Annotated in this window: 11 protein-coding genes; 9 read left to right on the top strand and 2 right to left on the bottom strand. The window is 69.6% G+C overall.

The features are described from left to right. Positions 1-10: 10 nt before the first annotated feature. The 6 genes from eccD to ABZ564_RS21670 all read left to right on the top strand — a co-directional run bounded on the left by eccD (position 11) and on the right by ABZ564_RS21670 (position 7,061). On the top strand, positions 11-1,459 hold the full coding sequence (gene eccD, locus ABZ564_RS21695; protein ID WP_360858817.1) for a type VII secretion integral membrane protein EccD: 1,449 nt from the start codon (positions 11-13) through the stop codon (positions 1,457-1,459). A 175-nt stretch (positions 1,460-1,634) separates the two neighbouring features. Next, positions 1,635-1,925, top strand: a complete 291-nt coding sequence (gene rpsO / locus ABZ564_RS21690; protein WP_360858814.1) for a 30S ribosomal protein S15 — start codon at positions 1,635-1,637, stop codon at positions 1,923-1,925. 270 nt (positions 1,926-2,195) lie between these two features. Further along, positions 2,196-4,409, top strand: a complete 2,214-nt coding sequence (locus tag ABZ564_RS21685; RefSeq protein ID WP_360858945.1) for a polyribonucleotide nucleotidyltransferase — start codon at positions 2,196-2,198, stop codon at positions 4,407-4,409. Next, positions 4,406-5,785: a pitrilysin family protein gene (locus ABZ564_RS21680; RefSeq protein ID WP_360858811.1), complete on the top strand. Its 1,380-nt coding sequence runs from the start codon at positions 4,406-4,408 to the stop codon at positions 5,783-5,785. The genes ABZ564_RS21685 and ABZ564_RS21680 overlap by 4 nt, the downstream gene beginning before the upstream one ends. A 38-nt stretch (positions 5,786-5,823) precedes the next feature. Next, positions 5,824-6,576, top strand: a complete 753-nt coding sequence (gene dapB, locus ABZ564_RS21675) for a 4-hydroxy-tetrahydrodipicolinate reductase (protein WP_360858808.1) — start codon at positions 5,824-5,826, stop codon at positions 6,574-6,576. A gap of 11 nt (positions 6,577-6,587) precedes the next feature. Beyond that, positions 6,588-7,061 (top strand): tetratricopeptide repeat protein, encoded by a 474-nt coding sequence (locus ABZ564_RS21670; protein WP_360858805.1) that lies wholly within the window; start codon positions 6,588-6,590, stop codon positions 7,059-7,061. Positions 7,062-7,121: 60 nt separating this feature from the next. Here ABZ564_RS21670 and ABZ564_RS21665 read toward each other — a convergent pair whose 3' ends face one another. Both ABZ564_RS21665 and ABZ564_RS21660 read right to left on the bottom strand, forming a co-directional pair. Further along, positions 7,122-7,673 carry a hypothetical protein gene (locus ABZ564_RS21665; RefSeq protein WP_073963628.1) on the bottom strand — a complete coding sequence of 184 codons (552 nt, stop codon included), beginning with the start codon at positions 7,671-7,673 and terminating at the stop codon, positions 7,122-7,124. A 94-nt stretch (positions 7,674-7,767) separates the two neighbouring features. Next, positions 7,768-8,007 (bottom strand): hypothetical protein, encoded by a 240-nt coding sequence (locus tag ABZ564_RS21660; RefSeq protein WP_360858802.1) that lies wholly within the window; start codon positions 8,005-8,007, stop codon positions 7,768-7,770. A 197-nt stretch (positions 8,008-8,204) separates the two neighbouring features. On the opposite strand from ABZ564_RS21660, the gene thyX reads away from it, so the two are divergent. The 3 genes from thyX to ABZ564_RS21645 all read left to right on the top strand — a co-directional run bounded on the left by thyX (position 8,205) and on the right by ABZ564_RS21645 (position 11,830). Continuing rightward, the gene (gene thyX / locus ABZ564_RS21655; protein ID WP_360858799.1) at positions 8,205-8,942 is read left to right on the top strand and encodes an FAD-dependent thymidylate synthase; all 738 of its coding nucleotides are present in this window, start codon (positions 8,205-8,207) and stop codon (positions 8,940-8,942) included. A gap of 154 nt (positions 8,943-9,096) precedes the next feature. After that, positions 9,097-9,996, top strand: a complete 900-nt coding sequence (gene dapA, locus ABZ564_RS21650) for a 4-hydroxy-tetrahydrodipicolinate synthase (RefSeq protein ID WP_360858796.1) — start codon at positions 9,097-9,099, stop codon at positions 9,994-9,996. 148 nt (positions 9,997-10,144) lie between these two features. Then, positions 10,145-11,830, top strand: coding sequence for a ribonuclease J (locus tag ABZ564_RS21645; RefSeq protein WP_360858793.1), 1,686 nt, complete (start codon positions 10,145-10,147; stop codon positions 11,828-11,830). The last annotated feature ends 257 nt before the right edge of the window (positions 11,831-12,087 follow it).

The raw sequence follows: 12,087 nt of genomic DNA, 5'->3' as shown, positions 1-12,087 counted from the left end.
CCCCCGACACGTGAGTCCGACCGCAACGACCGGCTTCTGCCGGGTCACCGTCGTCACCCCCGACAGCCGGGTCGACGTCGCCCTGCCCGAGGACATCGCCGCCGCCGACGTCTGGCCGGAGATCCTCCGCCTCACCGGTCCGGCCGGGGCGCCCACCGCACCCCCCGGCCACCACCTCGTGCGCCTCGACGGCACGGTCCTGGACGGCGCCCGCACCCTCGCCGCGCAACGCGTCCTCGACGGCGAACTCCTCACCCTGCGCCCCTTCGCCGCCTCGCTGCCCCCGCCCGTCTTCGACGACGTCGCGGACGCCGTGGCCTCGGCCGTCGGCCGCGACCGCCACCTGTGGAGCGACGAGCTGCTGCGCTGCGCGGCCCCGGCGGCCGGTGCGCTGCTCCTCCTCCTGGCCGCCCTCGTCCTGTGGCGGGCCGATCCGGTCCGCCACGACATGCACGGCCCGCCCGGAGCCGTCGCCGGCGTCGCGGGACTCCTGCTGACCACTGTCGCGGGGGTGCGCGCCCGGGTATACGCCGATCGCGCCACCGCCGCAGCGCTCGGTCTCGGCGCCCTGCCCCTTGTCCTCCTCGCGGGCTCCGGCCTCATCGCCCCCGACCCGGACCGCGGAGCGGGGCGGCTGCAGTTCCTGCTCGGCTGCATCGCCGTCCTCGTCGCCTCCGCCGCCCTGACCGCGCTCGCCCCGCGCGGCGACGCCCCCTTCGTGGGCGCCGCCTTCCTGGCCGGCGCCGGCGCGCTGGCCGCCTTCGGCGCGATCCTCACCGAAGCCTCCGCCACTGCCACGGCCGCGGTCTGCGTGCCCGCCGCCCTCGGGCTCATCGCGTTCCTGCCCGGCCTCTCCGCCCGTTTCGCCCGTCTCCCGACCGGGTACGCGCCGGCCCGGCCCGCCGCCACGCCCACCGACGAGGACACGGACCCCGAAGCGGGCGCGGACCCGCCCCTCGCCCCCGTCGACACCCGCCTCGTCGCGGACCGGGCGTGGCGCGGCCACGAACTGCTGCTCGGCCTGGCCGGCGGCTGCGCGGGCCTGGCCGCGGCGGCCGCCGCCGTGCTCGGCGCCTCCGGCGACACCTGGGGCCGCCTCCTCGCCCTCACCGCCGGGCTCGCGCTGCTGCTGCGCGCCCGCCTCTTCCGCTACACCGCACAGGTCGTCTGCCTGCTGGCGGCGGGCATCGGCGCCCTCGCCGCCCTGACCACCGGCCTCGCCCTGGCCGTCCACGGAGCCGGCCCGGCCCCGTATCCCCGTACGACCGGACTGTGCGCGGTGCTCGCCGCGGGCGCCGTACTCCTCACCGCCGCCGGGGCGAGCGTCCCGCGCAAGGGCCTCTCCCCCTTCTGGGGCAGATTCCTCGACCTGGCGGAGAGCGCGCTCCTGCTCTCCCTTCTCCCGCTCTGCCTCGCGGTCCTCGACCTCTTCGCCCGTGCGAGGGCGCTCACCGGCTGACACCGTCGGGGCCGGTCCGGGCGGCTGGTAGTCTGGCTGTGGCCGTTTGTGTACGCGTTCCCGGTTCGCTCTGGGAACTGCGCCCATCGGACCCTCGCTCCCGAGTCACCCAAGCTCCCCTGAGAACCAGACCAGGGGCACTCGTGGGCGCATCGAACACCAAGAGGAGTACCGCGTGCCGCTCGACGCCGCTACGAAGAAGCAGATCATGACCGAGTTCGCGCAGAAGGAGGGCGACACCGGTTCCCCCGAGGTTCAGGTCGCCATGCTCTCGCGCCGCATCTCGGACCTGACGGAGCACCTCAAGACGCACAAGCACGACCACCACTCCCGCCGTGGTCTGCTGATCCTGGTCGGCCAGCGTCGCCGCCTCCTGCAGTACCTGGCCAAGAAGGACATCCAGCGCTTCCGTACGCTCGTCGACCGCCTCGGCATCCGCCGCGGTGCGGCCGGCGGCGCCAAGTAAGGACGCTGCGCAAGGGAGCGGTTCCCTCACCCAGGGGGCCGCTCCCTTTGCCGTACGTGCGGTACCGGGGGCAACCTCAGTAACCTGGACGTACAACAACAGACGAGGAGAGGCGCCGCACAGCCGCCGCCGGTCCTCGGTAGTGGCCCCCGGGACAACGCCCGGGAGCTTCGATCGAAGACCGGCCCCGCATACACGGCGCGCTTCTCCGCTCTGTCCGGCGCCACACGGGCGCCCGGACAAAAGACGACGAGTATGGAGAATTCACTAGTGGAGAACGAGACCCACTACGCCGAGGCCGTTATCGACAACGGAACCTTCGGCACCCGCACCATCCGCTTCGAGACCGGTCGCCTGGCCAAGCAGGCCGCCGGCTCCGCCGTCGCGTACCTGGACGACGACACCATGGTGCTGTCGGCCACCACCGCTTCCAAGCGGCCCAAGGACCAGCTCGACTTCTTCCCCCTGACGGTGGACGTCGAGGAGCGGCAGTACGCCGCGGGCAAGATCCCCGGCTCGTTCTTCCGCCGCGAGGGACGCCCCTCCGAGGACGCGATCCTCACCTGCCGTCTGATCGACCGCCCGCTGCGCCCCTCCTTCGCCAAGGGCCTGCGCAACGAGATCCAGATCGTCGAGACGGTCATGGCGCTCAACCCGGACCACCTGTACGACGTCATCGCGATCAACGCCGCCTCCTGCTCCACGCAGCTGGCCGGCCTGCCCTTCTCCGGCCCGATCGGCGGCACCCGTGTCGCCCTGATCAAGGGCCAGTGGGTCGCCTTCCCGACGCACACCGAGCTCGAGGACGCCGTCTTCGACATGGTCGTCGCGGGCCGCGTCCTGGAGGACGGCGACGTCGCGATCATGATGGTCGAGGCCGAGGCCACCGAGAAGACCATCCAGCTCGTCCAGGACGGCGCCGAGGCCCCGACCGAAGAGGTCGTCGCCGCCGGTCTGGAAGCCGCGAAGCCCTTCATCAAGGCGCTCTGCAAGGCCCAGTCCGACCTCGCCGCCAAGGCCGCCAAGCCCACCGGTGAGTTCCCGGTCTTCCTCGACTACCAGGACGACGTCCTGGAGGCCCTCACCAAGGCCGTCAGCACCGAGCTCGCCAAGGCGCTCACCATCGCCGGCAAGCAGGAGCGCGAGGCGGAGCTCGACCGCATCAAGGAGATCGCGGGCGAGAAGCTCCTCCCTGAGTTCGAGGGCCGCGAGAAGGAGATCTCCGGTGCCTACCGCGCGCTGACCAAGAAGCTCGTCCGCGAACGCGTCATCAAGGACAAGATCCGCATCGACGGCCGCGGCGTCACGGACATCCGTACGCTGGCCGCCGAGGTCGAGGCCATCCCGCGCGTGCACGGCTCCGCCCTGTTCGAGCGTGGCGAGACCCAGATCCTGGGCGTCACCACCCTCAACATGCTGCGCATGGAGCAGCAGCTGGACACCCTCTCCCCGGTGACCCGCAAGCGCTACATGCACAACTACAACTTCCCGCCGTACTCCGTCGGCGAGACCGGCCGCGTGGGTTCGCCCAAGCGCCGTGAGATCGGCCACGGCGCGCTCGCCGAGCGCGCGATCGTGCCGGTCCTGCCGTCCCGCGAGGAGTTCCCCTACGCGATCCGCCAGGTCTCCGAGGCCCTGGGCTCCAACGGCTCGACGTCCATGGGTTCGGTCTGCGCCTCCACCATGTCCCTGCTGAACGCCGGTGTGCCCCTCAAGGCCGCCGTCGCCGGCATCGCCATGGGCCTGATCTCCCAGGAGATCGACGGCAAGACCCACTACGTCGCCCTCACCGACATCCTCGGCGCCGAGGACGCGTTCGGCGACATGGACTTCAAGGTGGCCGGTACGAAGCAGTTCGTCACCGCGCTCCAGCTCGACACCAAGCTCGACGGCATCCCCGCCTCGGTCCTGGCCGCCGCGCTGAAGCAGGCCCGTGACGCCCGCCTCCACATCCTCGACGTGATGAACGAGGCCATCGACGTCCCGGACGAGATGTCCCCGAACGCCCCGCGGATCATCACCGTCAAGATCCCGGTGGACAAGATCGGTGAGGTCATCGGCCCCAAGGGCAAGATGATCAACCAGATCCAGGAGGACACCGGCGCCGACATCACGATCGAGGACGACGGCACCATCTACATCGGTGCCCAGCAGGGCTCGCAGGCCGAGGCCGCCCGCGCCACGATCAACGCGATCGCCAACCCGACCATGCCGGAGGTCGGCGAGCGCTACCTGGGTACGGTCGTCAAGACCACCACCTTCGGTGCGTTCGTGTCGCTCATGCCGGGCAAGGACGGCCTGCTGCACATCTCGCAGATCCGCAAGCTCGCCGGTGGCAAGCGCGTGGAGAACGTCGAGGACGTGCTCGGCGTCGGCTCCAAGGTCCAGGTCGAGATCGCCGAGATCGACTCCCGCGGCAAGCTCTCCCTCATCCCGGTCATCGAGGGTGAAGAAGACGAGAAGAAGGACGACGCCGCCAAGTGACGTCCCGTAGTTCCGCGACGACGGCCCGCCCCTCCTCGGAGGGGCGGGCCGTCGCCCGTACCCAAACGCTCCTCAAGGGCAGCAACGGCATCGGCACGGTCCGCCGCACGGTCCTGCCCGGCGGTCTCCGCGTCGTCACCGAGACCCTGCCCTCCGTACGCTCCGCGACCTTCGGCATCTGGGCCAACGTCGGATCCCGCGACGAGACCCCCGCCCTGAACGGCGCGACGCACTACCTCGAACACCTCCTCTTCAAGGGCACCGCCAAGCGCAGCGCCCTCGACATCTCCTCCGCCATCGACGCGGTCGGCGGCGAGATGAACGCCTTCACGGCGAAGGAGTACACCTGCTACTACGCGCGGGTCCTCGACACAGATCTGCCGCTGGCCATCGACGTCGTCTGCGACATGCTGACCGGCTCGCTGATCGACCCCGAGGACGTCGACGCCGAACGCGGTGTGATCCTCGAAGAGATCGCGATGACGGAGGACGACCCCGGCGACTGTGTGCACGATCTGTTCGCGCACACCCTGCTCGGCGACACCCCGCTCGGCCGCCCCGTCCTCGGTACGGTCGACACGATCAACGCCCTGAACCGCGGCCAGATCGCCCGCTTCTACAAGAAGCACTACGACCCCACCCGCCTCGTCGTCGCCGCCGCGGGCAACATCGACCACGCCACCGTCGTACGCCAGGTCCGCAAGGCGTTCGAACGGGCCGGCGCGCTCTCCCGTACCGACGCCGTCCCCACCGCGCCCCGCGAGGGCTCCCGCGCCCTGCGCACCGCCGGCCGGGTCGAGGTCCTGGGCCGCAAGACCGAGCAGGCCCACGTGGTCCTCGGCATGCCCGGCCTGGCCCGCACCGACGAGCGCCGCTGGGCCCTCGGCGTTCTCAACACCGCCCTCGGCGGCGGCATGAGCTCCCGCCTCTTCCAGGAGGTACGGGAGAAGCGCGGCCTCGCCTACAGCGTCTACTCGTACACCTCCGGCTTCGCCGACTGCGGCCTGTTCGGCGTGTACGCGGGCTGCCGCCCGAGCCAGGTCCACGACGTCCTGAAGATCTGCCGCGACGAGCTCGACCGGGTCGCGTCGGACGGGCTCAGCGACGAGGAGATCAGCCGTGCCATCGGCCAGCTCTCCGGCTCCACCGTCCTCGGCCTGGAGGACACCAGCGCGCTGATGAACCGTATCGGCAAGAGCGAGCTGTGCTGGGGCGAGCAGATGTCGGTCGACGAGATGCTGGCCCGTATCGGCGAGGTGACACCGGACGACATCCGCTCGGTGGCGGGCGAGATCCTCGGACACCGCCCCTCGCTGTCCGTCATCGGACCGCTCAAGGACAAGCAGGCAGGCCGTCTCCACGAAGCGGTCGCCTAAACCTCCGTGCCCAGATCCTCCCGTAAGGAAGCAGAGCAATGAGCAAGCTGCGCGTGGCCGTTCTCGGCGCCAGGGGCCGTATCGGCTCCGAGGCGGTACGAGCCGTCGAGGCCGCCGACGACCTGGAGCTGGTGGCCGCACTCGGCCGGGGCGACAAGTTGGAGACCCTCGCGGAGACGGGTGCCCAGGTCGCCGTCGAGCTGACCACCCCCGCCTCGGTGATGGAGAACCTCGAGTACTGCGTCGGCCACGGCATCCACGCGGTGGTCGGTACCACCGGCTGGACCGACGAACGGCTCGCGCAGCTGAACACCTGGCTCTCCGCCTCCCCGGAGACCGGTGTGCTCATCGCACCGAACTTCTCCATCGGCGCGGTCCTCACCATGAAGTTCGCCCAGCAGGCGGCCCGCTACTTCGAGTCCGTCGAGGTCATCGAGCTCCACCATCCCAACAAGGCCGACGCGCCCTCGGGCACCGCCGCTCGCACCGCCCAGCTCATCGCCGCAGCCCGCCGCGAGGCCGACTGCGCCCCTCAGCCGGACGCCACCAGCACCGCGCTGGACGGGGCACGCGGGGCCGACGTCGACGGCATCCCGGTCCACTCGGTCCGGCTCCGCGGCCTGCTGGCCCACCAGGAGGTGCTGCTCGGCGGCGAGGGCGAGACCCTCACCATCCGGCACGACTCCCTGCACCACAGCAGCTTCATGCCGGGCATCCTGCTCGGCGCCCGCCGCGTGGTGACCACTCCCGGCCTCACGTTCGGCCTGGAACACTTCCTCGACCTGAACTGACTGGCCCCGCCATGCGCGCAAAGATCACTTACGTCGTCACCGCTGCCGTCCTGGTCTTCTATTTCGTCCTGGTCGGCAGCCGTGGCGTCCTGCTCATCGAGCACGGCACGCTGATCACGGTGACCTTCGGGCTCGCCGTGCTGGTCCTGCCGGCGATCGGCATCTGGTTCCTGTGGAAGAACACCCAGTTCGTCCGCAGGGCCAACGCCCTGGCCGCAGAACTGGACGCGGAGGGCGGCCTGCCGGTCGACGAACTGCTGCGTACACCCAGCGGCCGGATCGACCGGGCCTCCGCCGACGCGGTGTTCGAACGCCGCCGCGAGGAGACGGAGGACACCCCGGACGACTGGCGCTGCTGGTTCCGCCTGGCGGTGGCCTACCAGGACGCCCGTGACACCCCCCGAGCCCGCAAGGCCATGCAACGAGCGATCGCCTTGCACAAGGCGAGCACGTCCGGCGGACAATCCAGCCTGTCCGGCGTTTGAGCAAAAAGAAGCCGTCCGGTGACTGAGGACACCTCAGTCACCGGACGGCACTGTTCCCCGCTACCGCGGCCGGTACTCATCCCCCCACGCCTCAATCGTGTCGGCGGCACGGTCGAACGCCTCCCCCCGCGCAAGGAAGTCCGCGTTGGAGTCCGTGAGCAGCGGCGGCACCGCATCCCCGCCCTTGCGGACGACGATCAGTGCCTGGCCCTGCACGGTACGGGGGAACCCGAGCCACTTCACCGGCTGCTGCACCGTCCGTACGGCGGTCGCCCGGCTCCACGGCACGGTCGTCGTCCGGAAGAAGCCGACGCGGCGCACACCGTGCCGGCTCACCCAGGCGCCGATGCGCAGCATCCGCAGGGCGCACAGGATGATCGCGAGGGCGAGCGCCAGGCACGCCCCCGCTCCGGGCAGTGCTCCTGCGAACGCGATGATCATTCCGGCGAACAGGATGAACGAGGCGAGCAGCAGCAGACCGGCCGCGGCGGCGACCCGCCACGGACCGGGACGGTAGGGCCGCCGCCAGCTGTCGTGGTCGTCGAACGGCAGCGCGACGTCCTCAGCGTTCGCGTCAAACGCGCGGTCGGCCGTCAGGAAGGGCAGGGGCACGACTGATCCTCACTCACAAGCACGCTCGATTGCTGTGCCCGGTGAGGCTACCGAGGAGATGCCCGGACGGACCACCCCAGGGGGTCCGTCCGGGTCAGCGCTTGTGCGCGGCCTCGGTCTGCTGCGTGTGCGACGGCGCCTGCTCGGGCCCCAGCGCCGGCAGGCCCAGAAGCAGCGAGCCGACGAGGCCGGCGACGACGGCGAGACCGACCAGGACGCGGCCCGCCCGCTCGGAGACGGTACTGCGGGGGCGGGGCGGCGGAGTGACGTTACTGCGGAATCGGTCGGCCTCGGCCACGAACGAGAACGGGACGGATTCACGCCGGCGGAACATGGGGTGGCTCTCCTTGGAGTCTTTTTCGGGTGGTGCTACCGAGTCAGACGCACGACGGGCCCATTCGGTGCCGCGAATCGCCGGTTCGTCCGAAGAAATCCTAAAAATATTCTCTGCCGGTACTGGTGTAAACGGGGCGAGACCCGGCCCGTAGAGTGGACGCCGCCCGAGCGACGCCATTGGAAGGACCCCCGCCGGTGACCGACACCCCCGAGCCCACTAAGGCCCACTTTCGCAGCGATGTCACCGTTGACCTGGTGAAATCCGCAGCGGGCGACGCCGACGTCCTGTTCGCCGCCCGAGTCTCCACGGCTGGTGAGCAGTCCCTGGAGGAGATCTCCAAGGACCCCGAGCGCTCCAAGGGGCTCATCAACTACCTGATGCGGGACCGGCACGGGAGCCCGTTCGAGCACAACTCGATGACCTTCTTCATCAGCGCCCCCATCTTCGTGTTCCGCGAGTTCATGCGGCACCGCGTCGGCTGGTCGTACAACGAGGAATCGGGCCGCTACAGGGAGCTGCAGCCGGTCTTCTACGTCCCCGACACGTCCCGCAAGCTCATCCAGCAGGGACGCCCCGGCAAGTACGAGTTCGTCGAGGGCACCCCGGAGCAGCACGCGCTCACCAGCCGCGCCATGGAGGACTCCTACCGGCAGGCCTATGAGGCCTACCAGGAGATGCTGGCCGCGGGCGTGGCCCGCGAGGTGGCCCGCGCGGTGCTTCCGGTCGGCCTGTTCTCCACGATGTACGCCACCTGCAACGCGCGCTCGCTGATGCACTTCCTCGGCCTGCGTACGCAGCACGAGATGGCGAAGGTGCCGTCGTTCCCGCAGCGCGAGATCGAGATGGTGGGGGAGCAGATGGAGGCTCACTGGGCGCGCCTCATGCCGCTCACCCATGCAGCCTTCAACAAAAATGGGCGTGTCGCCCCGTAGGGCGGTGTCCGTATTGCGGCGTTTCGAGAAGTTCATCTAGGCTGATCAAACGGACCCGGTACTGCCTGAACCCCCGAGCAGGCAGTACCGGGCTCCTCTTGTCTTGTCCCCCCGAGGGGGCACTGTGCGCCGAGCAACGAGTAGCGTGTTACCCATGGCTCCGATCTCCACTCCGCAGACCCCCTTCGGGCGGGTCCTCACCGCTATGGTCACGCCGTTCACGGCGGACGGCGCTCTCGACATCGAGGGCGCGCAGCGGCTCGCCACCCACCTGGTGGACGCAGGCAACGACGGCCTGATCATCAACGGCACCACCGGCGAGTCCCCGACCACCAGCGACGCGGAGAAAGACCAGCTCCTCAGGGCAGTCCTCGAAGCGGTGGGCGACCGGGCGCACATCGTCGCCGGTATCGGCACCAACGACACCCGTCACAGCATCGAGCTGGCCCGCACCGCCGAGCGCAGCGGCGTTCACGGCCTCCTCGCCGTGACCCCGTACTACAACAAGCCGCCGCAGGAGGGCCTGCTGCGGCACTTCACCGCCATCGCGGACGCCACCGGCCTGCCGGTGATGCTGTACGACATCCCGGGCCGCAGCGGTGTGCCGATCGACACCGAGACGCTCGTGCGGCTCGCCGAGCACCCCCGCATCGTTGCGAACAAGGACGCCAAGGGTGACCTCGGCCGGGCCAGCTGGGCCATCGCCCGGTCCGGCCTCGCCTGGTACTCCGGCGACGACATGCTGAACCTCCCCCTCCTTTCGGTCGGCGCGGTCGGCGTCGTCTCCGTCGTCGGCCACGTCGTCACGCCGGACCTGCGGGCGCTCATCGAGGCCCACCTCGGCGGGGACGTGCAGAAGGCCACCGAGATCCACCAGAAGCTGCTGCCGGTCTTCACCGGGATGTTCCGCACCCAGGGTGTGATCACGACCAAGGCCGCGCTGGCGCTGCAGGGCCTTCCGGCAGGCCCGCTGCGCCTGCCCCTGGTCGAGCTCACCGCGCAGGAAACGGCTCAGCTCAAGATCGATCTCGCTGCCGGCGGGGTAGAGCTCTGACAACGGACTTCACAACTGAATACGTGCTCCACAACTGAAGACGCGGACCAACCGCACCCCAGCACCACCCAAGACAACAGCAAGTGCACGATTGACATGCGCGCCACGTGCCCAAGCGGTACGTGGCGCGCGTGGTAAGGAGAGTCTTTTGAGTCATCCGCATCCTGAACTCGGGACCCCGCCGAAGCTCGCGAAGGGCGCCCTCCGGGTCACCCCGCTCGGCGGTCTCGGTGAGATCGGCCGGAACATGACGGTCTTCGAGTACGGCGGCCGCCTGCTCATCGTCGACTGCGGTGTCCTCTTCCCCGAGGAGGAGCAGCCCGGCATCGACCTGATCCTGCCGGACTTCACGACCATCCGGGACCGCCTCGACGACATCGAGGGCATCGTCCTCACGCACGGCCACGAGGACCACATCGGCGGTGTCCCGTACCTGCTCCGTCTGAAGCCGGACATCCCGCTCATCGGCTCCAAGCTGACCCTCGCCCTGATCGAGGCCAAGCTCCAGGAGCACCGCATCCGTCCGTACACCCTGGAGGTCGCGGAGGGGCAGCGCGAGCGCATCGGGGTCTTCGACTGCGAGTTCATCGCCGTCAACCACTCCATCCCGGACGCCCTCGCGGTCGCCATCCGGACCCCCGCCGGCATGGCCGTCGCCACCGGTGACTTCAAGATGGACCAGCTCCCGCTGGACGGTCGCCTCACCGACCTGCACGCCTTCGCCCGGCTGAGCGAGGAGGGCATCGACCTTCTGCTCTCCGACTCGACGAACGCGGAGGTGCCGGGCTTCGTACCGCCCGAGCGGGACATCCAGAACGTCCTGCGCAATGTCTTCGCCAACGCGCAGAAGCGCATCATCGTGGCGAGCTTCGCCAGCCATGTACACCGCATTCAGCAGATCCTGGACACGGCCCACGAGTACGGCCGCAGGGTCGCCTTCGTCGGGCGTTCGATGGTCCGCAACATGGGCATCGCCCGGGACCTGGGCTATCTGAAGGTCCCCGCCGGTCTTGTCGTCGACGTCAAGACCCTGGACGATCTGCCGGACGACGAGGTCGTGCTCGTCTGCACCGGTTCGCAGGGCGAGCCGATGGCGGCCCTGTCCCGCATGGCTAACCGCGACCACCAGATCCGCATCGTCCAGGGCGACACCGTCATCCTGGCCTCGTCCCTTATCCCGGGGAACGAGAACGCGGTCTACCGCGTGATCAACGGCCTCTCCCGCTGGGGCGCCAACGTCGTCCACAAGGGCAACGCCAAGGTCCACGTCTCGGGCCACGCCTCGGCAGGCGAGCTGCTGTACTTCTACAACATCTGCCGGCCGAAGAACCTGATGCCGGTCCACGGCGAGTGGCGCCACCTGCGGGCCAACGCCGAGCTGGGCGCCCTCACCGGCGTGCCGAAGGACCACATCGTCATCGCCGAGGACGGGGTGGTCGTCGACCTCATCGACGGCAAGGCCAAGATCGTCGGCAAGGTCCAGGCGGGGTACGTGTACGTGGACGGCCTCTCGGTCGGCGATGTCACCGAGACCTCCCTCAAGGACCGCCGCATCCTCGGCGACGAGGGCATCATCTCGGTGTTCCTGGTGGTCGACAGCACCTCGGGCAAGATCGTGGGCGGCCCGCACCTCCAGGCACGGGGCTCCGGTATCGACGATGCGGCGTTCACCGCGGTCGTGCCGAAGATCGAAGAGGCGCTCAACAAGTCGGCCCAGGACGGAGTGATGGAGCCCCACCAGCTCCAGCAGCTCATCCGCCGCACGGTGGGCAAGTGGGTTTCCGACACCTACCGCCGGCGCCCGATGATCCTCCCCGTCGTCGTCGAGGTCTGACCCTCCGACAGGCGCGAACTCCGGAGCGGGGCCCTCGATTTGCATCGGGGCGCCCCGCTCCAGTACGTTTACGTCTCCGCCTCACCGGGAAGCAGCGAGCGCACTCGTGCGTCTGAAGCTTCCGAAGAGGGGGTGGAAATTCCGACTCAGAACTTCTGATAAAGTCGGAGTCGCCGGAAAGGGAAACGCGGAAGCGGAGAACTGGAAAGCGGAAATTGCTTGACCCGCTTCGGCCGGGAATCGGACACGGAAGAGTC

The organism is Streptomyces sp. NPDC019224, assembly GCF_040632605.1.
Taxonomy (GTDB): domain Bacteria; phylum Actinomycetota; class Actinomycetes; order Streptomycetales; family Streptomycetaceae; genus Streptomyces.
Note: the sequence above shows the minus strand (reverse complement) of the source record. Positions and strands in the feature narration are given on the sequence as shown.